This is a genomic window from Pseudomonas sp. W2Aug9, from assembly GCF_023127755.1.
GTDB lineage: Bacteria > Pseudomonadota > Gammaproteobacteria > Pseudomonadales > Pseudomonadaceae > Aquipseudomonas > Aquipseudomonas synxantha_A.
This window is the reverse complement of sequence record NZ_SPKL01000037.1, coordinates 112,857-132,352: the sequence shown is the minus strand read 5'-3', so window position 1 is coordinate 132,352 and position 19,496 is coordinate 112,857. Positions and strand designations below refer to the sequence as shown.

At 58.5% G+C, this 19,496-nt stretch carries 24 protein-coding genes and 1 tRNA gene; 5 read left to right on the top strand and 20 right to left on the bottom strand.

Going from position 1 to position 19,496, the window contains the following annotated elements; translation table 11 throughout:
• Positions 1-26: 26 nt before the first annotated feature.
• The 11 genes from ndk to trmJ all read right to left on the bottom strand — a co-directional run bounded on the left by ndk (position 27) and on the right by trmJ (position 8,001).
• Positions 27-452 (bottom strand): nucleoside-diphosphate kinase, encoded by a 426-nt coding sequence (gene ndk / locus E3O56_RS25235; RefSeq protein ID WP_003175956.1) that lies wholly within the window; start codon positions 450-452, stop codon positions 27-29.
• Between the two features lie 92 nt (positions 453-544).
• Complete coding sequence (iscX, locus tag E3O56_RS25230) at positions 545-745, bottom strand: Fe-S cluster assembly protein IscX (protein ID WP_032879605.1); 201 nt, start codon at positions 743-745, stop codon at positions 545-547.
• Positions 746-759: 14 nt separating this feature from the next.
• Positions 760-1,101: an ISC system 2Fe-2S type ferredoxin gene (gene fdx / locus E3O56_RS25225; protein ID WP_005791182.1), complete on the bottom strand. Its 342-nt coding sequence runs from the start codon at positions 1,099-1,101 to the stop codon at positions 760-762.
• A 3-nt stretch (positions 1,102-1,104) separates the two neighbouring features.
• Complete coding sequence (hscA, locus tag E3O56_RS25220; RefSeq protein ID WP_032879604.1) at positions 1,105-2,967, bottom strand: Fe-S protein assembly chaperone HscA; 1,863 nt, start codon at positions 2,965-2,967, stop codon at positions 1,105-1,107.
• Between the two features lie 51 nt (positions 2,968-3,018).
• On the bottom strand, positions 3,019-3,540 hold the full coding sequence (gene hscB, locus E3O56_RS25215) for a co-chaperone HscB (RefSeq protein WP_005791186.1): 522 nt from the start codon (positions 3,538-3,540) through the stop codon (positions 3,019-3,021).
• An 8-nt stretch (positions 3,541-3,548) separates the two neighbouring features.
• Positions 3,549-3,872 (bottom strand): iron-sulfur cluster assembly protein IscA, encoded by a 324-nt coding sequence (gene iscA, locus E3O56_RS25210; RefSeq protein WP_003209680.1) that lies wholly within the window; start codon positions 3,870-3,872, stop codon positions 3,549-3,551.
• Between the two features lie 28 nt (positions 3,873-3,900).
• Entirely contained in the window at positions 3,901-4,287 is a 387-nt protein-coding gene (gene iscU / locus E3O56_RS25205; protein WP_032879603.1) for a Fe-S cluster assembly scaffold IscU, read from the bottom strand.
• Positions 4,288-4,386: 99 nt separating this feature from the next.
• On the bottom strand, positions 4,387-5,601 hold the full coding sequence (locus tag E3O56_RS25200) for an IscS subfamily cysteine desulfurase (RefSeq protein ID WP_003194019.1): 1,215 nt from the start codon (positions 5,599-5,601) through the stop codon (positions 4,387-4,389).
• Positions 5,602-5,651: 50 nt separating this feature from the next.
• Positions 5,652-6,143 carry a Fe-S cluster assembly transcriptional regulator IscR gene (iscR, locus tag E3O56_RS25195; RefSeq protein WP_003194020.1) on the bottom strand — a complete coding sequence of 164 codons (492 nt, stop codon included), beginning with the start codon at positions 6,141-6,143 and terminating at the stop codon, positions 5,652-5,654.
• A gap of 302 nt (positions 6,144-6,445) precedes the next feature.
• A complete protein-coding gene (cysE, locus tag E3O56_RS25190) occupies positions 6,446-7,228 on the bottom strand; it encodes a serine O-acetyltransferase (RefSeq protein ID WP_032879602.1) in 783 nt (260 codons plus the stop codon).
• Positions 7,229-7,230: 2 nt separating this feature from the next.
• Positions 7,231-8,001: a tRNA (cytosine(32)/uridine(32)-2'-O)-methyltransferase TrmJ gene (gene trmJ, locus E3O56_RS25185; protein WP_032879601.1), complete on the bottom strand. Its 771-nt coding sequence runs from the start codon at positions 7,999-8,001 to the stop codon at positions 7,231-7,233.
• A gap of 145 nt (positions 8,002-8,146) precedes the next feature.
• On the opposite strand from trmJ, the gene suhB reads away from it, so the two are divergent.
• Positions 8,147-8,962, top strand: a complete 816-nt coding sequence (suhB, locus tag E3O56_RS25180) for an inositol-phosphate phosphatase (protein WP_005791195.1) — start codon at positions 8,147-8,149, stop codon at positions 8,960-8,962.
• Between the two features lie 205 nt (positions 8,963-9,167).
• Here the strand turns inward: suhB and E3O56_RS25175 are convergent, their stop codons facing one another.
• The 6 genes from E3O56_RS25175 to queA all read right to left on the bottom strand — a co-directional run bounded on the left by E3O56_RS25175 (position 9,168) and on the right by queA (position 15,242).
• Entirely contained in the window at positions 9,168-9,710 is a 543-nt protein-coding gene (locus E3O56_RS25175) for a glycine zipper 2TM domain-containing protein (RefSeq protein WP_005791197.1), read from the bottom strand.
• 124 nt (positions 9,711-9,834) lie between these two features.
• Positions 9,835-10,749 carry a protein translocase subunit SecF gene (gene secF / locus E3O56_RS25170; protein ID WP_032879600.1) on the bottom strand — a complete coding sequence of 305 codons (915 nt, stop codon included), beginning with the start codon at positions 10,747-10,749 and terminating at the stop codon, positions 9,835-9,837.
• Positions 10,750-10,758: 9 nt separating this feature from the next.
• Positions 10,759-12,627, bottom strand: a complete 1,869-nt coding sequence (gene secD, locus E3O56_RS25165; RefSeq protein ID WP_103734905.1) for a protein translocase subunit SecD — start codon at positions 12,625-12,627, stop codon at positions 10,759-10,761.
• A 62-nt stretch (positions 12,628-12,689) separates the two neighbouring features.
• Positions 12,690-13,028 (bottom strand): preprotein translocase subunit YajC, encoded by a 339-nt coding sequence (gene yajC, locus E3O56_RS25160; RefSeq protein WP_003175975.1) that lies wholly within the window; start codon positions 13,026-13,028, stop codon positions 12,690-12,692.
• A 43-nt stretch (positions 13,029-13,071) separates the two neighbouring features.
• Positions 13,072-14,187 carry a tRNA guanosine(34) transglycosylase Tgt gene (gene tgt, locus E3O56_RS25155; protein WP_032803964.1) on the bottom strand — a complete coding sequence of 372 codons (1,116 nt, stop codon included), beginning with the start codon at positions 14,185-14,187 and terminating at the stop codon, positions 13,072-13,074.
• Positions 14,188-14,192: 5 nt separating this feature from the next.
• Positions 14,193-15,242 carry a tRNA preQ1(34) S-adenosylmethionine ribosyltransferase-isomerase QueA gene (gene queA, locus E3O56_RS25150; RefSeq protein ID WP_032879598.1) on the bottom strand — a complete coding sequence of 350 codons (1,050 nt, stop codon included), beginning with the start codon at positions 15,240-15,242 and terminating at the stop codon, positions 14,193-14,195.
• Positions 15,243-15,350: 108 nt separating this feature from the next.
• Between queA and E3O56_RS25145 the strand changes: the two genes are divergently transcribed.
• Positions 15,351-15,435 (top strand) — tRNA-Leu (locus tag E3O56_RS25145).
• 85 nt (positions 15,436-15,520) lie between these two features.
• The gene (locus tag E3O56_RS25140; RefSeq protein ID WP_032879596.1) at positions 15,521-15,850 is read left to right on the top strand and encodes a hypothetical protein; all 330 of its coding nucleotides are present in this window, start codon (positions 15,521-15,523) and stop codon (positions 15,848-15,850) included.
• Here E3O56_RS25140 and E3O56_RS25135 read toward each other — a convergent pair.
• Together E3O56_RS25135 and E3O56_RS25130 are read right to left on the bottom strand one after the other, a co-directional pair.
• The gene (locus E3O56_RS25135) at positions 15,821-16,459 is read right to left on the bottom strand and encodes a LysE family transporter (RefSeq protein ID WP_248129147.1); all 639 of its coding nucleotides are present in this window, start codon (positions 16,457-16,459) and stop codon (positions 15,821-15,823) included. The genes E3O56_RS25140 and E3O56_RS25135 overlap by 30 nt on opposite strands.
• 26 nt (positions 16,460-16,485) lie before the next feature.
• Positions 16,486-17,292: a 2OG-Fe(II) oxygenase family protein gene (locus E3O56_RS25130; RefSeq protein ID WP_248129146.1), complete on the bottom strand. Its 807-nt coding sequence runs from the start codon at positions 17,290-17,292 to the stop codon at positions 16,486-16,488.
• A 229-nt stretch (positions 17,293-17,521) separates the two neighbouring features.
• On the opposite strand from E3O56_RS25130, the gene E3O56_RS25125 reads away from it, so the two are divergent.
• Entirely contained in the window at positions 17,522-18,214 is a 693-nt protein-coding gene (locus E3O56_RS25125) for an NBR1-Ig-like domain-containing protein (protein ID WP_005791214.1), read from the top strand.
• An 8-nt stretch (positions 18,215-18,222) separates the two neighbouring features.
• Here the strand turns inward: E3O56_RS25125 and E3O56_RS25120 are convergent, their stop codons facing one another.
• Positions 18,223-18,858: a LysE family translocator gene (locus E3O56_RS25120; protein ID WP_122732575.1), complete on the bottom strand. Its 636-nt coding sequence runs from the start codon at positions 18,856-18,858 to the stop codon at positions 18,223-18,225.
• A 156-nt stretch (positions 18,859-19,014) separates the two neighbouring features.
• On the opposite strand from E3O56_RS25120, the gene E3O56_RS25115 reads away from it, so the two are divergent.
• Positions 19,015-19,386 (top strand): PH domain-containing protein, encoded by a 372-nt coding sequence (locus E3O56_RS25115; protein WP_032879590.1) that lies wholly within the window; start codon positions 19,015-19,017, stop codon positions 19,384-19,386.
• Positions 19,387-19,496: the final 110 nt, after the last annotated feature.

The following is a 19,496-nucleotide window of genomic DNA, read 5'->3' as shown; positions in this document are numbered from 1 at the left end:
TTCACCCTCACTCTTTAAGCCGATGCTTAGCGAGCGGTTACTTCAGTAGCAGCGAAAAAGTACGAGATTTCGCGAGCAGCAGCGGCTTCGGAGTCCGAACCGTGAACAGCGTTGGCATCGATGGACTCAGCGAAGTCAGCACGAATGGTGCCGGCAGCCGCTTCTTTAGGGTTGGTAGCGCCCATCAGCTCACGGTTCAGAGCGATAGCGTTTTCGCCTTCCAGAACCTGAACAACAACAGGACCGGAGATCATGAAGGCAACCAGGTCGCCGAAGAAGCCACGAGCGCTGTGCTCAGCGTAGAAGCCTTCAGCTTCAGCCTTGGACAGTTGCTTGAGTTTCGAAGCTACAACCTTCAGGCCGGCTTTTTCGAAACGAGTGGTGATCTCGCCGATGACGTTTTTTGCAACAGCGTCAGGCTTGATGATGGAGAAAGTACGTTGAACAGCCATGGTGTAACTCCAGAAACGGTAATTTACGAAAAATTAAACCCGCGAATTATACGCGGGTTATTGGGTATTGCCTAACTGCGTAAAAAGGCGGCTCAGTCTGCTTCTTCGATCCACAGGCCTTGAATCGCCTCCAGGACCTTTTCGCCACCCCGGTCAGGGATGTCGTCAAAATCCGGCAGCGCCATTACGAGGTTGCGCAGCTTGACGAAGTTCACGGTAAGAGGATTGACCTCAGGGTGAGCTTCGGCAAGTTGTATAGCGATTTCTTGTACATCAACCCATTTCAGGCTCATGACATGTCCTTGAATCAATGCGGCGCTTCGGCCGCATGGTTGAGCGAATATTTCGGAATTTCAACGGTGAGGTCTTCAGTCCCCACTTTCGCCTGGCAACTCAGACGCGACGTCGGCTCCAGCCCCCACGCCCTATCAAGATAGTCTTCTTCCAGGTCGTCAGCCTCATTGAGGCTGTCGAAACCTTTACGAATGATGCAGTGGCAAGTGGTGCAGGCATTGACGCCACCACACGCACTTTCAATCTCGATATGGTTGTCGTGCGCGACGTCAAGCAGGGACTTGCCGGTCTCTGCCTCCACGACCATGCCATCCGGGCAGTGTTCGGCGTGCGGTAGAAAAGTGACCTGCGGCATCAGTTATTCCTCGATTTCATTCAGGTTGCGGCCCGCCAGTGCGGCTTTCACCGTCTGATCCATACGACGGGCGGCAAAGGCATCAGTCACTTGCGACAGGCGCTTGGTCTGTTGCTCGATGGCGTAACCATCGTTGCCTTTCATCAGTTCGGCCAATTCCTGCATCTGCAGGTCGATGACCATGCGCTCTTCGGCATCCAGCAGGCGCTCACCGTCAGCCTCAAGAGCACCCTGCACCGCTTCGAGCAGGCGCTGGGCATCCACTTGCTGCTCACGCAGTACGCGGGCAACCTTGTCGTCACCGGCATACTGGAACGAGTCCTTGAGCATCTTGGCGATTTCGCCGTCGGTCAGGCCGTAGGACGGTTTGACCTGGATGCTGGCCTCAACGCCCGAGGCCAGTTCACGCGCAGCCACGCTGAGCAGGCCATCGGCGTCGACCTGATAGGTGACGCGAATCTTCGCTGCACCAGCCACCATCGCCGGGATGCCGCGCAGTTCAAAGCGCGCCAGGGAGCGGCAGTCGCTGATCAGCTCGCGCTCGCCTTGCAGCACATGAATCATCATGGCCGTCTGGCCGTCTTTGTAGGTGGTGAAATCCTGGGCGCGCGCGACGGGGATGGTGGTGTTGCGTGGAATCACCTTCTCCATCAGGCCGCCCATGGTTTCCAGGCCCAGGGACAAAGGAATCACGTCGAGCAGCAGCAGTTCGCCACCATCGCGCTTGTTACCAGCCAGGGTATCGGCCTGGATTGCGGCGCCAATGGCCACCACTTGATCCGGATCGATTTCAGTCAACGGCTGGCGACCAAAGGCTTCGGCAACCGCCTCACGCACACGGGGCACGCGAGTGGAGCCACCGACCATGACCACAGCGCCGACATCTTCCAGTTCAATACCGGAGTCACGCACAGCACGACGGCAAGCCTTGAGGCTGCGGGCGACCATCGGCTCGATCAGCGCGTCAAACGCTTCGCGGGTCAGCTGTGCCGACCAATCACCATACTGGACTTCAACAGATGCAGCATCAGTCAGCGCTTCCTTGGCCGCACAGGCAGTTTGCAGCAAGTTACGCTGCGCGCCCGGGTCCAGGTCGGCAGACAAACCGGCGCTGGTGATGATCCAGCCAGCGATGGCGTGGTCGAAGTCATCGCCGCCCAGGGCGCTGTCGCCACCGGTGGCCAGCACTTCGAAAACGCCGCCGGTCAGGCGCAGGATCGAAATATCGAAGGTGCCACCGCCCAGATCATAAATGGCGACCAGGCCTTCAGCGTGCTGATCGAGGCCGTAGGCCACAGCCGCAGCGGTCGGCTCGTTGAGCAGGCGCAGTACATTCAGGCCCGCCAGTTTCGCCGCGTCCTTGGTGGCTTGGCGCTGGGCGTCATCGAAATACGCCGGAACGGTGATCACCGCCCCGACCAGCTCGCCGCCCAAGGTTTTTTCCGCACGCTGGCGCAGCACCTTGAGGATATCAGCCGACACTTCGACCGGGCTTTTCGGGCCCTGGACGGTGTCGATAAACGGCATATGGGACTCACCGCCGACAAAGCGGTACGGCAACTGGTCGCCCAACTGCTTGACGTCGGACAGCCCACGACCCATCAAGCGCTTGACCGACAGCACAGTGTTCAGGGGGTCCGAGGACGCGGCCAACTTGGCCGACTCACCCACTTCGGTACGATCAGGGTGGTAACGCACGGCGGACGGCAGGATCACCTGCCCATCGGCATCGGGCAGAGGCTCGGACAGGCCACTGCGCAAGGCAGCAACCAGGGAATTGGTGGTGCCCAGGTCAATCCCGACCGCCAGGCGACGCTGGTGCGGTTGAGGGCTTTGGCCGGGTTCGGCGATTTGCAGTAGGGCCATGGTAATCAGGTCTTATCTGTCTATCAGGCGTGCATCACGGGCAGCACTGGGTTAATCGTCGAGGCGCTCTTCTAGCTGGCGCACTTCGTAGGTGAGCTTGTCGAGGAACTGCATACGCCGCATCAGGCGCTCGGCCTGTTCACGTTGCGCAGCATCATCCCAACAGGCCGCAAAGCTTTCGTTGAGCTCGTCCTGGGCAGTTTTCAGACGACGTTTGAAGACCGCGACACCCGCCACATCGGCTTCGTCCTGCAGATCTTCGAGCTCTTCACGCCATTGCATCTGCTGCATCAGGAAGTCCGGGTCATGCACGGTGACTTCCATCGGCAACTCACCGCCCTTCATCGCCAGCAAATAGCGCGCGCGTTTGGGGGGGCTTTTGAGCGTCTGATAGGCTTCGTTGAGGCTGGCCGATTGCTCCAGGGCCAGGCGTTGCTCACGCTCGGAAGCGTCGGCAAAGCGGTCCGGATGCACCCCACGCGCCAGTTCTCGATAGCGCGTGGCAAGCTGCTCGAGGTCCAGCCGAAAGCTCGGCTGCAGCTCGAATAAAGCGAAATGACAAGGAGTACCCACGAGTAGCCTCAGATGTTGAAGCTTTCGCCGCAGCCACATTCACCGCGCACGTTGGGGTTGTTGAACTTGAAGCCTTCGTTCAACCCTTCCTTGACGAAATCGAGCTCGGTGCCGTCCAGGTAGGTCAGGCTCTTGGGGTCGATGATCACTTTCTCGCCGTGACTTTCGAACACCTGGTCCTCTTCAACCACCTCGTCGACAAACTCCAGCACGTAGGCAAGGCCGGAACAGCCCGTGGTGCGTACACCCAGACGAATCCCCTCACCTTTACCGCGCCCATTCAGGGAGCGGCGAATGTGCTGCGCAGCCGCTTCTGTCATGCTGATAGCCATCGTTGACTCCTTACTCGTCGCCAAATGCTTAGATCAAGCCTTTCTTCTGCTTGTAGTCGCGAACCGCCGCCTTGATGGCGTCTTCAGCGAGTACGGAGCAGTGGATTTTCACTGGCGGCAGGGCCAGTTCTTCGGCCAGCTGGGTGTTGCTGATGGTGACAGCCTCATCCAGGGACTTGCCTTTCATCCACTCGGTCGCAAGGGAACTGGAGGCGATGGCCGAACCGCAGCCATAGGTCTTGAACTTGGCATCTTCGATAATGCCCTGTTCGTTGACCTTGATCTGCAGGCGCATCACATCGCCGCACGCCGGAGCGCCGACCATGCCGGTGCCGACATCAGGATCTTCCGCGTTCATCTTGCCGACGTTGCGCGGGTTTTCGTAGTGGTCGATGACCTTTTCGCTGTAAGCCATGGTACTGAATCCTCACTCATCAGGGCCGCTCTGGAACCCTGTAGAAACGCCTGCGTTTACCGCCACGTTCCTACAGAGCTTGGGTGGCGGCTTCTATATTTAGTGTGCCGCCCACTCGATCTTGGAAATATCGACACCGTCTTTGTACATGTCCCACAGCGGCGACAGAACGCGCAGCTTGTTGACGGCTTCGCAGACCTTCTGCGCGGCATAGTCGACTTGCTCTTCAGTGGTGAAGCGGCCGAACGTAAAGCGGATCGAGCTGTGTGCCAGTTCGTCGTTGCGGCCCAGGGCGCGCAATACATACGAAGGCTCAAGGGATGCCGAGGTACAGGCCGAACCGGACGAGACCGCCAGGTCCTTGAGCGCCATGATCAGCGACTCGCCTTCGACATAGTTGAAGCTCAAATTCAGGTTGTGCGGTACACGGGCAGTCATGCTGCCGTTGATGTACAGCTCTTCAAGGTTCTCGACCTGCTTGTAGAAGCGATCACTCAGGGCCTTGATACGTACGTTTTCGGCAGCCATGTCTTCCTTGGCTACGCGGAAGGCTTCACCCATGCCGACGATCTGGTGGGTCGCCAGGGTGCCCGAACGCATGCCGCGTTCGTGGCCGCCACCGTGCATGGTCGCTTCGATGCGCACGCGTGGCTTGCGGCTGACGTAGAGAGCGCCGATGCCTTTAGGGCCGTAAGTCTTGTGGGCCGAGAACGACATCAGGTCGACTTTCAGCTTGGACAGGTCGATATCGACCTTGCCGGTAGACTGAGCAGCGTCGACGTGTAGCAACACACCCTTGGAGCGCGTCAGCTCGCCGATGGCGGCGATGTCGTTGATGGTACCGATTTCGTTGTTCACGTGGATCACGGAAACCAGGATGGTGTCTTCACGCATCGCGGCTTCGATCATCGCAGGGGTGACGATACCGTCGGTGGTGGGCTCAAGGTAAGTCACCTCGAAACCTTCACGCTCCAGTTGGCGCATGGTGTCGAGGACAGCCTTGTGCTCAATCTTGGTGGTGATCAGGTGCTTGCCCTTGGTTGCGTAGAAATGCGCCGCACCCTTGATAGCCAGGTTGTCGGACTCGGTAGCACCGGACGTCCAGACGATTTCACGCGGGTCGGCGTTGACCAGATCGGCGACCTGGCGACGCGCGTTCTCGACCGCTTCCTCGGCCTTCCAGCCGAATACGTGGGAACGGGAGGCCGGGTTGCCGAAGTTTCCGTCAACCAGCAGGCATTCGCTCATTTTTTGCGCAACACGCGGATCAACCGGGGTGGTCGCTGAGTAATCAAGGTAAATCGGCAATTTCATGGACTTTCTCCTAAATCAGGCTGGCTGGCACGCCGTTAGCTCTTCGGCTGTCACTCGACGGCGGACGCTTCGATCTTGTCCAGACGCGGCGCCTTGGTATTGCAACGGCGCTGGTCCTGACGCTGGGCTACTTCTTGCACCTCACGGCGAGTCACAAGATCAGCCAAGCTGATACCACTCAAAAACTCATGGATCTGCAGGCTCAAGTCACACCACAAGTGGTGTGTCAGGCAGGTGTCGCCGGCGTGGCAATCACCCAAACCCTGGCATTTGGTGGCATCGACGGATTCGTTGACCGCGTCGATCACCTGGGCCACCTGAATGCCCTGCATGTCGCGGGACAATTGATAGCCACCACCTGGACCACGAACGCTGGAAACCAGATTGCTGCGGCGCAATTTGGCGAACAGCTGCTCGAGGTAGGACAGGGAAATGCCTTGGCGCTCGGAGATATCGGCCAGGGACACCGGCCCAGTTTGCGCGTGCAGGGCCAGGTCAAGCATGGCGGTCACCGCGTATCGGCCTTTTGTAGTCAGTCTCATGGACAAGTACCAAGGTGTTTCAGAATGGGAGCAAGTATGCGATTCCCGAGTATTTAAGTCAACTATAAGACCTAGTACTTTAGTCAGGAATACCCGTAAAAAGGGCGCGCGAATCATAGCAGGATGGGGTGGGATGGACCAGCGGGAACAGGGCCTGGCAGAGATCTCGAGACCAATGGAGATCAAAATGTGGGAGGGGGGCTTGCTCCCGATGACTGAATGTCAGTCACTTATCAGTTAGCTGACCCACCGTTATCGGGAGCAAGCCCCCTCCCACAGGGATCTCTGGCGGCCTTGGGACTTCAGCTTGCCTTGGTGGCGGCCTCGTCCTTGATCTCGGCGAAGTCCTCTTCGCGCAACTCAGGCAGATCCTTCGCACAGTATGGGCTGCCCAGATCCTTCAGCGCACCACACATACCGTCCAGCTTGCCGTCCACTGCTTGCAGATGATCAAGCAGCTGACCAATGGCGCGAGCCACCGGATCGGGCATGTCTTCGCTGACGCCATAGGCGTCAAAACCGATCTTCTCGGCCATGGCCTTGCGCTTGGCCTCCTGCTCGTCGCCGACCTCTGGTTTGACGATGATGCGACCCGGAATACCCACCACGGTGGCGCCAGCAGGTACAGCCTTGGTCACCACGGCGTTGGAACCTACCTTGGCACCGGCACCCACGGTAAAGGGCCCCAGCACCTTGGCGCCCGCCCCCACCACCACACCATTTTCCAGGGTCGGGTGACGCTTGCCTTTATTCCATGTAGTACCGCCCAGGGTCACACCTTGGTAAAGCGTCACGTCATCACCGATCTCGGCGGTCTCGCCTATGACAATACCCATGCCATGGTCGATAAAGAAGCGACGGCCCACCTTGGCGCCCGGATGAATCTCGATGCCGGTCAACCAGCGACCGAAGTTCGACACCAGCCGGGCCAGCCATTTCCAGCCCATGCCCCACAAGGCGCCGGACAGACGGTGAATCCAGATCGCGTGCAGGCCCGGATAGCAGGTCAGCACTTCAAAGGCGTTGCGCGCCGCCGGGTCACGATGGAAAACACTCTGGATATCTTCTCGCAAACGCTCGAACATTTTTAATCCTTCCGCTTAAGAAGCTCACCACGGGCCGCTTTCTGGGTTTCCGTGAGGATGCCACGCAATATATTCATCTCCGCCCGGCTCACCGAGCTGCGACCGTACAAACGACGCAGGCGCGCCATCAAGTGCCGTGGCTTTTCAGGATCGAGGAATTCGATGGCCACCAGGGTTTGCTCCAGGTGCTCATAGAACCGCTCCAGCTCGTCCATGGTGGCCAGCTCACCACTTTTGGTCGACGCCACTTCGTCCTTTTCCACTTTGCTCGGCTGGCCGGCAGCAGCCAGCCAGGCCATGCGCACTTCGTACGTCAACACTTGCACCGCCGCCCCGAGGTTCAGCGAGCTGAACTCAGGGTCTGAGGGGATATGCACGTGATAATGACATCGCTGCAGCTCTTCGTTGGTGAGGCCGGAATCTTCACGGCCAAATACCAAGGCAATTTCGGCACCGCCGATGGCCTCTTCCACCACTTTGGTGCCGCACTCACGCGGATCCAGCAGCGGCCAGGGGATACGCCGATCGCGAGCGCTGGTGCCGAGCACCAGGTTGCAGCCGACCAGAGCCTCTTCCAGGGTGGCGACGATCTGGGCGTTTGCCAGCAGGTCATTGGCGCCGGATGCACGGGCATCGGCCTCGTGGTGCGGGAACACCCGCGGTTCGACCAGCACCAGGCGCGTCAGCCCCATGTTTTTCATGGCTCGCGCCACCCCGCCGATATTGCCGGGATGACTGGTATTGACCAAGACGACACGAATGTTTTGCAGCAAGGGAGGCGCTCTCGGACACGGGAAAGGGGAGCAAATCTTACAGAACAGCCTAAGGTTATGCCATGAAAGCTAACGTCGTCCTTCACCTGAGGAAAGTTTCTGCTAGAATGCCCGGCTTTCTTTAACAACCTTAGGTGACACATCCATGCAGCCCATGCTGAATATCGCGCTGCGCGCCGCCCGCAGCGCCAGTGAATTGATCTTCCGCTCCATCGAGCGCCTGGATACCATCAAGGTCGACGAAAAAGACGCCAAGGATTATGTATCCGAGGTGGATCGCGCCGCCGAACAGAAGATCATCGACGCCCTGCGCAAGGCCTACCCTACCCACGGCATCCTCGGCGAAGAAACCGGCCTGCACAAAGGTAGCGGCGAAGGCGAAGACTACCTGTGGATCATCGACCCACTGGATGGCACCACCAACTTCCTGCGCGGCATCCCGCACTTTGCCGTGAGCATCGCCTGCAAATACCGTGGCCGCCTGGAACACGCTGTTGTGCTGGATCCGGTGCGCCAGGAAGAGTTCACCGCCAGCCGTGGCCGTGGCGCCCAGCTCAATGGTCGTCGCTTGCGCGTCAGCGGTCGCACCAGCCTGGAAGGCGCCCTGCTGGGCACCGGCTTCCCGTTCCGTGACGACCAGATGGACAACCTGGAAAACTACCTGGGCATGTTCCGTGCCCTGGTTGGCCAGACCGCCGGTATCCGCCGCGCCGGTGCAGCCAGCCTGGACCTGGCCTATGTCGCCGCCGGTCGTTTCGATGCATTCTGGGAATCGGGCCTGTCCGAGTGGGACATGGCAGCAGGCGCTCTGCTGATCCAGGAAGCAGGCGGCCTGGTGAGCGATTTCACCGGCGGTCACGACTTCCTGGAGAAAGGCCACGTGGTTGCCGGCAACACCAAATGCTTCAAGGCCGTACTGACGGCGATCCAGCCGCACCTGCCGGCTTCGCTGAAGCGTTAAGCGAGCGTGCACAAAAAAGCACCCCTAGGGGTGCTTTTTTTATGCGTGGGATTTAGCAAAAAACCAATTCCAACTGCTCAATACAATCCAATGTGGGAGCTGGCTTGCCTGCGATGACGGGCTGCCAACCAACTGATTAGTTGCTGACCCACCGCTATCGCAGGCAAGCCAGCTCCCACATTTGGATCGAAGCCAGGCCTGGGGATTACTGCTGGTTCTGACCCAGGATCAGACGACCTTCTTTGTCGACTGGAATCTGGCCGCCTGGATCACGCTCCATACGCACAGTCCCTTCCTTGCCATCCAGGTTGTAACGCACGTCATAACCGACAACCTTGTCGCTGATGTCGTTAACAGTGTTACAGCGGGTTTGCGTGGTGGTGTAGGTATCACGGTTCTGCATGCCTTCCTGAACCTTGTTACCGGCGTAACCGCCACCAACCGCACCGGCCACGGTGGCCAGCTTCTTACCATTACCGCCACCGATCTGGTTGCCCAACAGGCCACCTGCAAGGGCGCCGACCACGGTACCGGCGATTTGATGTTGATCCTGCACCGGACGTTGCCGGGTCACAGTGACGTCCTTGCAGACCTCACGCGGGGTTTTGATCTGGGTTTTAACCGGCTGTACCGCCAGTACTTGCGCATACTCAGGGCCGCTTTTTACCAGGCTGTAGGTGGCAACAGCACCCCCGGCAGTCACACCGACAGCACCCAATACCGCACCAACCAGCAACGACTTGTTCACGTTGAACCTCCTGACCATCACAAACGGATCGAAAGATCCGCGCTATACCCAGCCTTGGAGCAAAAAAAAAGGCGCGAGTTCAATACTCGCGCCCTTCTTGTAACAGCCGATCAACTAACGCCCATCAAGGGCGGTCGTCGACCTCCTTGCCAGTAGCAGCAGGAGGGATCAAGTCTTCGCTGTTGAGGTTGAGCCAGATCAGCACCACGTTGGCAATGTAGATCGACGAGTAGGTACCCGCCAGAACACCGATGAACAGCGCCAGCGAGAAGCCCCACAGGTTGTCGCCCCCGAAGATCATCAGCGCGGCGATCGCCAGCAAGGTGGAGATCGACGTCGCCATGGTCCGCAGCAGCGTCTGGGTGGTGGAGATGTTGATGTTCTCGATCAACGTCGCCTTGCGCAGCACCCGGAAGTTCTCACGAACCCGGTCGAATACCACGATGGTGTCGTTGAGCGAGTAACCAATGATCGCCAGCACGGCCGCCAATACGGTCAGGTCGAAGGTGATCTGGAAGTAGGCCAGGATCCCCACGGTCACGATCACGTCGTGGATCAGCGACACAATGGCGCCGACACCGAACTTCCACTGAAAGCGGAAGGCCAGGTAGATCATGATGCCGACCAGCGCCATCAGCATGCCGAGGCCGCCCTGGTCTCGCAGCTCTTCACCGACCTGCGGGCCGACGAACTCGACGCGCTTGACCGATGCCGGGTTGTCGCCGCCGACCTTCTGCAAGGCCTCGGCTACCTGGTGACCCAGTTGCGGGTCTTCGCCAGGCATACGCACCAGCAGGTCAGTAGTGGCGCCGAAGCTCTGCACCACCGCCTCGTGATAGCCGGCCTTGACCAGCTCATTGCGCACCAGGGTGACATCGGCCGGCTTCTCGTAGGTCAGCTCGATAAGCGTACCGCCGGTGAAGTCCAGCCCGTAGTTCAGGCCCTTATGGAACCAGCTGAACAACGCCAGAACGGTAAGGAGCACGGTGACGCCGAACGCAACGTTGCGAACGCCCATGAAGTTGATTGTACGTAACATGGCAGCCCCTTAAATCCACAACTTCTTGAAGTCACGCCCGCCAAAGATCAGGTTGACCATTGCGCGGGTCACCATGATGGCCGTGAACATCGAGGTAAAGATACCCAGGGACATGGTCACCGCAAAACCTTTGACAGGGCCGGTGCCCATGGCAAAGAGAATCCCGCCGACCAGCAAAGTGGTCAAGTTGGAGTCGAGAATCGCGGTAAATGCCCGGCCGAAGCCTTCGTTGATAGCACGCTGTACGGTCATGCCGGCGGCGATCTCTTCACGGATACGCGAGAAGATCAGCACGTTGGCGTCAACCGCCATACCCATGGTAAGCACGATACCGGCGATACCCGGCAAGGTCAGCGTCGCGCCCAGCAGCGACATCAGCGCCAGCAGCATCACCATGTTGCCCGCCAGTGCGACGGTGGCGATAACGCCGAAGAAGCGGTAGATGGCGATGATGAACAGCGACACGAACAACATGCCCCACAGCGCCGCATCCACACCCTTGGTGATGTTGTCGGCACCCAGGCTCGGGCCGATGGTACGTTCTTCAGCGAAGTACATCGGCGCCGCCAGGCCACCAGCACGCAGCAGCAGCGCCAGCTCGGAGGACTCACCCTGGCCGTTCAGGCCAGTGATGCGGAACTGCGCACCCAGCGGCGACTGGATGGTCGCCAGGCTGATGATCTTTTTCTCTTCCTTGAAGGTCTGCACCGGCACGTCTTTCTCGACGCCGTTGACCATCTGCTTGGTATAGGTGGTAACGGGGCGCTGCTCGATGAAGATCACCGCCATGCTGCGACCGACGTTGCTGCGCGTGGCGCGGCTCATCAGCTCGCCACCGTGACCATCCAGGCGGATGTTCACTTCAGGGGTGCCGTGCTCGCCGAAACCAGCCTTGGCGTCGGTCACCTGGTCACCAGTGATGATCAAGCCACGCTCGATCAACGCAGGAGGACGATTGCCCTCGCGGAACTCGAACTCTTCGGAGGTCGCACGAGTGGCACCCGGCTCAGCTGCAAGGCGGAATTCCAGGTTGGCGGTTTTACCAAGGATACGCTTGGCTTCAGCAGTGTCCTGTACACCCGGCAACTCAACCACGATACGGTTGGCGCCCTGGCGCTGCACGATCGGCTCGGCCACACCCAGCTCGTTGACGCGGTTACGTACTGTGGTCAAGTTCTGCTTGATGGAGTACTCGCGGATCTCGGCGATCTTGGCCGGGCTCATCGCCAGGCGCAACACAGCCTGACCATTCAAGTCGGCCGGCACGATGTCGAAGTCATTGAAATTCTTGCGGATCAGCGCACGGGCCTGCTCGCGGGAAGCTTCGTCAGCAAAACCCAGCTGGATGGCACCGTTGAGCTGCGGCAAGCTGCGATAACGCAGTTTCTCTTTGCGCAGCAGGCTCTTCACGTCGCCTTCATAGACTTTCAGACGCGCGTCGAGGGCCTTGTCCATGTCGACTTCCAGCAGGAAGTGCACGCCACCGGACAAGTCCAGGCCCAGCTTCATCGGGTGCGCGCCAATGCTGCGCAGCCATTGAGGCGTGGTCTGTGCCAGGTTCAATGCAACGACGTAGTCGTCACCCATGACCTTGCGTACAACGTCCTTGGCCGGCAATTGGTCTTCTTGCTTGGTCAGGCGCAACAAGCCGCCTTTGGAACCAGCTGCCAAGGTTGCCGCTTTAACCTGGATGCCCGCGTCAGTCAGCGCTTTGCTAGCGCGTTCCAGATCAGCCTGATTGACCTGCAGCGAAGTGCTGGCGCCAGAGATCTGGATCGCCGGGTCATCAGGATAGAGATTGGGAGCGGAATAAATAAAACCGATCGCCAGCACCGCCAGGATCAGTACGTATTTCCACAGAGGGTATTTGTTCAGCATCACGCCGCCCGCTTATAACGCGGGGCGCCTTGCGCGCCCCGTCGATTGGTAAAGGTTGTTACTTAGATCGCTTTGAGCGTGCCCTTAGGCAGCGTGGCGGCGATGGCGCCCTTCTGGAACTTCATTTCTACGGTGTCGGAGACTTCCAGTACCACGAAAGCATCGGAAACCTTGGTGATCTTGCCGGCGATGCCGCCAGTGGTCACGACTTCGTCGCCTTTTTGCAGGCTGCCCAGCAGGTTTTTCTGCTCTTTGGCGCGCTTGGCCTGTGGACGCCAGATCATCAGGTAGAAGATGACCAGGAAGCCGACCAGGAAAATCCACTCGAAACCACCGCCCATAGGGCCGGCAGCAGCAGGCGCAGCGGCGTCAGCCATGGCGTTAGAGATAAAAAAGCTCATTTAGCACTCCAGTTGCAAATAGTGAATCTTAGGGTCGGAAAACTCAGTCCAAGGGCGGCACAGGGAGCCCGCGCTTGGCATAGAAGGCATCGACGAAGGCGGCCAATGTACCCTGTTGAATAGCCTCGCGCAAACCAGCCATCAGGACTTGGTAGTGACGCAAATTGTGGATGGTATTCAACATGCTACCCAGCATTTCCCCGCACTTGTCCAGATGATGCAGATAGGCACGGGAGAAGTTCTGGCAGGTGTAGCAGTCACAGGTGGGATCCAGCGGCGAATCATCATGGCGATGGAACGCGTTACGGATCTTGAGCACGCCTGTATCGATGAACAGATGCCCATTGCGGGCATTACGGGTTGGCATCACGCAATCGAACATGTCCACACCGCGGCGCACACCCTCTACGAGATCTTCCGGTTTGCCAACGCCCATAAGGTAACGAGGTTTGTCAGCGGGCATCAGGCCCGGCAGGTAGTCGAGCACCTTGATCATTTCGTGCTTGGGCTCGCCCACCGACAAACCGCCGATGGCCAGGCCGTCGAAGCCGATCTTGTCGAGGCCTTCCAGCGAGCGTTTACGCAGGCTTTCGTGCATCCCGCCCTGGACAATCCCGAACAGCGCCGCGGTGTTGTCACCATGGGCGTTCTTCGAGCGCTGGGCCCAACGCAGGGACAGCTCCATGGAGATGCGCGCTACGTCTTCGTCAGCCGGGTACGGCGTGCATTCGTCGAAAATCATCACGATGTCGGAACCCAGGTCGCGCTGGACCTGCATCGACTCTTCCGGCCCCATGAACACCTTGGCACCGTCCACCGGCGAGGCGAAGGTCACGCCCTCTTCCTTGATCTTGCGCATGGCGCCCAGGCTGAATACCTGGAAACCACCGGAGTCGGTGAGGATCGGGCCTTGCCATTTCATGAAGTCATGCAGATCGCCGTGCTTTTTGATCACTTCCGTGCCCGGGCGCAGCCACAGGTGGAAGGTGTTGCCGAGGATAATCTCGGCACCGGTAGCGACAATGTCGCGCGGCAACATGCCCTTGACGGTGCCGTAGGTGCCGACCGGCATGAACGCCGGGGTCTCCACGGTGCCGCGCGGGAAGGTCAGGCGACCGCGACGGGCTTTGCCGTCGGTGGCCAACAATTCAAACGACATACGACTCATAGTTGTTCCTCTGGGCCGCGTGGCGCCGGGTTACGGGTGATAAACATCGCATCACCGTAGCTGAAAAAACGGTACTCGTTGGCAATGGCGGCCTGGTAAGCAGCCATGGTTTGCGGGTAACCGGCAAATGCCGACACCAGCATCAAGAGCGTGGATTCGGGCAAATGGAAATTGGTGACCAGGCAATCAACCACATGGAATGGCCGGCCCGGGAAAATAAAGATATCGGTGTCACCACTGAACGGCTTGAGCACACCATCACGCGCCGCACTTTCAAGTGATCGTACGCTGGTGGTGCCCACGGCCACCACTCGCCCGCCGCGCGCCTTGCACGCATTGACCGCGTCCACGACGTCCTGGCTGACCTCCAGCCATTCGCTGTGCATGTGGTGGTCTTCGATGTTCTCCACACGCACCGGCTGAAACGTACCGGCCCCCACGTGCAGCGTCACATAGGCCGTCTCGACGCCCTTGGCGGCAATCGCATCCAGCAGCGGCTGGTCGAAATGCAGCCCGGCAGTCGGCGCCGCTACAGCGCCGAGGCGCTGTGAGTACACCGTCTGATAGCGCTCGCGGTCCGCATCTTCGTCAGGGCGGTCTATATAAGGAGGCAACGGCATATGGCCGACGCGATCCAGCAACGGCAGCACTTCTTCGGCAAACTTGAGCTCGAACAACGCATCGTGGCGCGCCACCATCTCGGCTTCGCCACCGCCATCAATGAGGATGCTCGAACCCGGTTTGGGCGACTTGCTGGAGCGCACATGGGCCAGCACACGATGGCTGTCCAGCACCCGCTCCACCAGAATTTCCAGCTTGCCGCCGGAAGCTTTCTGGCCGAACAGCCGCGCCGGAATCACCCGGGTGTTGTTGAAAACCATCAAATCGCCCGGGCGCAAATGCTCAAGCAAATCAGTGAATTGACGGTGTGCGAGGGCACCGCTGACCCCGTCCAGGGTCAGCAGTCGACTGGCGCGACGCTCGGCCAAAGGGTGGCGAGCGATCAGCGAATCAGGGAGCTCAAAAGTAAAGTCAGCAACGCGCATGATGGGGTTCGTCTAGCAGGGCCGGGAAGTCTAGCGGAAATAGTGAAAATAGACCACGAAACGTGATTGACCAACGGTAATCTCATCTCTATACTTCGCCGCCATTGAGCCCTGATGGCGGAATTGGTAGACGCGGCGGATTCAAAATCCGTTTTCGAAAGGAGTGGGAGTTCGAGTCTCCCTCGGGGCACCATCTTAAAGAAAGACCTTGAAATTCAAGGTCTTTTTTTTCGCCTGTGAAAAAGTGCCGGGCGTGGCAGTGGGGGGTTAGTGAGACCATGGAATTGATGCTTGAAGCGGTTGCACTGTTCGCCCTGAAGCTGGCGCATGAAACCGAGGACGGCAGCCCGCTGCTGCGCGATGATCCTGCAATGGATGGCTATGAACGTGAAGTGTTTGGGTTGTTGGTGCGCCAGGGAAACCTGGCTGAGATCCAGTTGAAGCTCGATGAGTGCATCACCCAGGCGTTGATTGCATTGGGTGGAGCGGACAGCGTGCTCGGGCGTGAATTGCTAAAGCTATCCACCCCTGTGCAAAACATCTCTCACCTTGATGAGTTGATATGCCCGCTGACCGTTCTAAAGGGCTATCTGAAAGATGTGCAATGAATCGGTGATCAGCATAACGGCCAGGTACACCATCAATACCGCCACCCCTGCATCCAGCCAACGCCAGACCGCTGGCTTGCGAAACAATACTGTCAACCGCTGACAGCACAGCGCCAACACCACAAACCACACGAGTGATGCCGTCATGGCGCCTGTCGCGAACAGTGCCTGTTGGCCCGCAGGTTTCGTGGCCCCGATAGAACCAATCAGCACCACGGTATCCAGCCATGCATAAGGGTTGGCAAAGCCGAGTATGACCGCCGAGCGCAACAGCCCTCTTTGCGAATTGCCGCCTTGAGCATCCGGCATGGACTGATCCCGGATACAAGCCAACAGACGCTGGCCACCAAACCAAAGCAGATAGGCCGCTCCGGACAATAGCAATAGCGCCATCACCTCAGGCCGACTTCCCAATAACGACCCTAAACCCGTGACCCCGAAAGCAATCAGGAAAATATCGGCCAATACGCAAATGGCGACAACGCCCCAGATCGGCCCGCGACCGACACCTTGGCGGATCACCAGGGTGTCTTTCGGGCCTGGGGCGGCGAACAGTCCGATGCCCAAGAGCAAACCTTCGATGTAAAGGGCATTGAAGTGAAGAAACATGGACTGTTCGAGCCCTCCAGGACTATTTAGCGCAGTTGAATCGGCTGATTGCCGAAACCGGTATGACGAGCATTCACCGTGCTGCCCAGGTCTAGAGCTTTCTGGCGGTAAAAGGTCGTCAGCAACTGATCCGGATTGGGGTTTGCAAAGTAAATCAATGAGCTTCTGGCGACCGGTTTGCTGGGTGCAAGTACAGCATGGTAGGCGGCAGGCACGGCATGATCGGAGAGCTCTGTCAGCAAGGAGCCCGCCAGCACCGCGACCTCGTTCTCCAGAAGGCGTACAGGTTCCAACGATCGTCCCTTCATCAAGACCAGCCCTTCGCGGGTAGGCTTGATAAACGAAAGCATATGCCCGTCTTCATGAGGATCTTGAGCAAATTTACGAGAATGGTCTTTGGCCTGTGGACCGTAGACACACAACTGGATATACGATGCCGCGCGAAAGGGGGCCAAGGGTGCCACGCCAAATTCCTCGCAAATGCCATCCATCACCCCCTGGGCCAACTCGCTCATCTGTCGTTCAAAACTGCCGACTGCGGCAACGAAAGTACTTCGGGTGAATTCGAAAGCGGTTCTTTTTGAAGCGTGCGCGGGCCAGTAACAAAACCGCTCGCACAGGTCAGGGTGATCCTCGACAAGGGAGTACTCGGCGCCAAAAGGGAAAAACCCATCCGTGTCCTGGGCAAAGGAAAATTCATCCTTGATGGCCTGGGGAATGGCCGAATACCCATCGATGATCTTTTTGTAGTCCTGCAACATCGCATCAGGAATTTGCAGAATGCCAAAGCCTGATCGGGCTATGGATTCGCAGCATGCTTTTAATCGAGACATAGCTATACCCAAAGATAGTTGTAAAGGAATGCAACACACACTAGGTTCGCAAGCATGCGAGAAACCGCGACACTGGATATAGCCAAACAGAAAGGGACCGATCCATGTCCTTCACAACGGCGCTAGCAGGTTGCGAGTGTGCAGGGCTCACTACACGCAACGGCGAGCAAGTTGTCCTTTTTGGCGAACAAGATGATGATTTTTCAAGGACGGGGATCAACGTACGGATATGAGCATCAAAACCCGCGACACACTCCGAGCACTGGTCGTAAGACGCAGCCGGGAACTGGGCAAATCCATGACAACCCTGGCCAAGGAAGCCGGTATTTCGCGTACCTATCTTTACGGATTAGCGGGTGGCATTTCACAGGATCCCTCGGTACGCACCCTGATCAAACTGGCCAAGGCGCTGCAGGTGTCCCCGTTATTGCTGTTCCGCTACTTCGCCGATTTGGCAGGCGCACCGGTCGATACCCATTCAATGGCAACCACCAACCGAGCCATCGGCCTGCATGATCTTGGCGACATTGTGGTGTTTAACGCCGACGTCACCACGCCCGACCAAACCGTCGTGCTGCCTGGCGAAACGTTTCAGAAAACCTGGGAGATCCAGAACGTCGGTACCCGCCCCTGGCGCGGCCGACGATTGGTTCGAGTGGACGGTGAATACGTCATCGCCCGTCGCACGGCTACAGGCGAGCCCCTGGAAGTGGTGATGGACAGCCACCTGCGCAGCCTTAACAACGAGGTACCGATTGCCGAAACCCTGCCCGGCCAACCGGTGCATATCACCGTAGAGTTTGGAGCGCCGAAAGAGACCTGCACGGTCACTTCGATATGGCGTATCGAAGATGAACACGGGCGCCCCTGCTATGGACCTGCATTCATCCTGCATGTGATTGTCAACGTCATGGCACGCTGAAAGCAGCCTTACCTGCGCCCTTCCACCGCCATCCGTACCGCCAACCCCATCAGCACCGACCCCATCACCCAACGCTGCACCACTTGCCACCCCGGCCGAGTCACGAAGAACACCGCGATGGAGCCGGCCATACAAGCAATCACCGCATTGACGCTGACGCTGATGAAAATCTGCAGAGAGCCCAACACCAACGATTGCAACAGCACGCTGCCATGGCCGTTCGGTTCAATGAACTGGGGCAGCAGCGACAGATACATCACCGCCACCTTGGGATTGAGCAGGTTGGTCACCACGCCCATGGTGAACAACTTGCGCGGGCTGTCCTTGGGCAAGTCCCGCACCTGAAACGGTGAACGCCCGCCCGGCTTGACCGCCTGCCACGCCAAGTACACCAGATACAGCGCACCGCCGAATCGCAGCACGTCGTAGGCAAGCGGCACCGCCATCACCAGCGCGGTGATACCCAGCGCCGCGCACACCATATAGATCAAAAAGCCCAGCGCCACCCCGCCAAGTGAGATCAGCCCTGCGGTACGCCCCTGGCAGATCGAGCGGGAAATCAGGTAAATCATATTCGGCCCGGGCGTGAGCACCATGCCGAGTGAAATCAGGCCATAGGCAAGCAAGCTGGACATATCGGGCATTGTTTAGCTCCTGGATTTTTATGCTGCCGGCGTAAAATCCTTCGCCAGCACTGTAGTGTTACGCGCCATGCTAGAGCCTTGCAGGCTCGGCCGTTAGATACAGATCCGCGAGCAAAACGCCATACACCAGCGGCACCCTTCAACCAGGACGGGCACATGATCGACTTCAACAACAAAGGCTTCTTCAAGCTCAAACAAAACAACGAATACGCCGAACGCGTTTCGGCCCTGCTGATGGACGGCGAAGAAGTGGTCGACGCGTACAAGGCCATGCGCGACGGCGTGGTCTTCACCACCAAGCGCATCATCGCAGTGAACGTGCAGGGGATTACCGGCAGCAAGAAGGACTTCACTTCGCTGCCGTACAAAAACATCGTGGCGTATTCAGTGGAAACGTCAGGGACGTTTGATCTGGATTCGGAGCTGGAGATTTACTTTTCGTCGCTGGGGAAGGTGAAGTTCGAGTTCACTGGGAAAACCTCGATTGTGGAGATTTCGCGGCTGATATCAAAGCATCTGCTGACCTGAACCTTGGGCAAAAAAAAGACCTTGGCGCACCAAGGCCTTTTTTTGCCTACACGATTCAACAGATGTACCAGATCATAATGTGGGAGGGGGCTTGCTCCCGATTGCGCCCT

What these genes read in the sequence shown, in the direction of transcription:
- ndk (WP_003175956.1), bottom strand. Translation starts at nt 452, where the DNA reads ATGGCTGTTCAACGTACTTTCTCCATCATCAAGCCTGACGCTGTTGCA.
- iscX (WP_032879605.1), bottom strand. Translation starts at nt 745, where the DNA reads ATGAGCCTGAAATGGGTTGATGTACAAGAAATCGCTATACAACTTGCC.
- fdx (WP_005791182.1), bottom strand. Translation starts at nt 1,101, where the DNA reads ATGCCGCAGGTCACTTTTCTACCGCACGCCGAACACTGCCCGGATGGC.
- hscA (WP_032879604.1), bottom strand. Translation starts at nt 2,967, where the DNA reads ATGGCCCTACTGCAAATCGCCGAACCCGGCCAAAGCCCTCAACCGCAC.
- iscA (WP_003209680.1), bottom strand. Translation starts at nt 3,872, where the DNA reads ATGGCTATCAGCATGACAGAAGCGGCTGCGCAGCACATTCGCCGCTCC.
- iscU (WP_032879603.1), bottom strand. Translation starts at nt 4,287, where the DNA reads ATGGCTTACAGCGAAAAGGTCATCGACCACTACGAAAACCCGCGCAAC.
- E3O56_RS25200 (WP_003194019.1), bottom strand. Translation starts at nt 5,601, where the DNA reads ATGAAATTGCCGATTTACCTTGATTACTCAGCGACCACCCCGGTTGAT.
- iscR (WP_003194020.1), bottom strand. Translation starts at nt 6,143, where the DNA reads ATGAGACTGACTACAAAAGGCCGATACGCGGTGACCGCCATGCTTGAC.
- cysE (WP_032879602.1), bottom strand. Translation starts at nt 7,228, where the DNA reads ATGTTCGAGCGTTTGCGAGAAGATATCCAGAGTGTTTTCCATCGTGAC.
- suhB (WP_005791195.1), top strand. Translation starts at nt 8,147, where the DNA reads ATGCAGCCCATGCTGAATATCGCGCTGCGCGCCGCCCGCAGCGCCAGT.
- secF (WP_032879600.1), bottom strand. Translation starts at nt 10,749, where the DNA reads ATGTTACGTACAATCAACTTCATGGGCGTTCGCAACGTTGCGTTCGGC.
- secD (WP_103734905.1), bottom strand. Translation starts at nt 12,627, where the DNA reads ATGCTGAACAAATACCCTCTGTGGAAATACGTACTGATCCTGGCGGTG.
- yajC (WP_003175975.1), bottom strand. Translation starts at nt 13,028, where the DNA reads ATGAGCTTTTTTATCTCTAACGCCATGGCTGACGCCGCTGCGCCTGCT.
- tgt (WP_032803964.1), bottom strand. Translation starts at nt 14,187, where the DNA reads ATGTCGTTTGAATTGTTGGCCACCGACGGCAAAGCCCGTCGCGGTCGC.
- queA (WP_032879598.1), bottom strand. Translation starts at nt 15,242, where the DNA reads ATGCGCGTTGCTGACTTTACTTTTGAGCTCCCTGATTCGCTGATCGCT.
- E3O56_RS25140 (WP_032879596.1), top strand. Translation starts at nt 15,521, where the DNA reads ATGGAATTGATGCTTGAAGCGGTTGCACTGTTCGCCCTGAAGCTGGCG.
- E3O56_RS25135 (WP_248129147.1), bottom strand. Translation starts at nt 16,459, where the DNA reads ATGTTTCTTCACTTCAATGCCCTTTACATCGAAGGTTTGCTCTTGGGC.
- E3O56_RS25130 (WP_248129146.1), bottom strand. Translation starts at nt 17,292, where the DNA reads ATGTCTCGATTAAAAGCATGCTGCGAATCCATAGCCCGATCAGGCTTT.
- E3O56_RS25125 (WP_005791214.1), top strand. Translation starts at nt 17,522, where the DNA reads ATGAGCATCAAAACCCGCGACACACTCCGAGCACTGGTCGTAAGACGC.
- E3O56_RS25120 (WP_122732575.1), bottom strand. Translation starts at nt 18,858, where the DNA reads ATGCCCGATATGTCCAGCTTGCTTGCCTATGGCCTGATTTCACTCGGC.
- E3O56_RS25115 (WP_032879590.1), top strand. Translation starts at nt 19,015, where the DNA reads ATGATCGACTTCAACAACAAAGGCTTCTTCAAGCTCAAACAAAACAAC.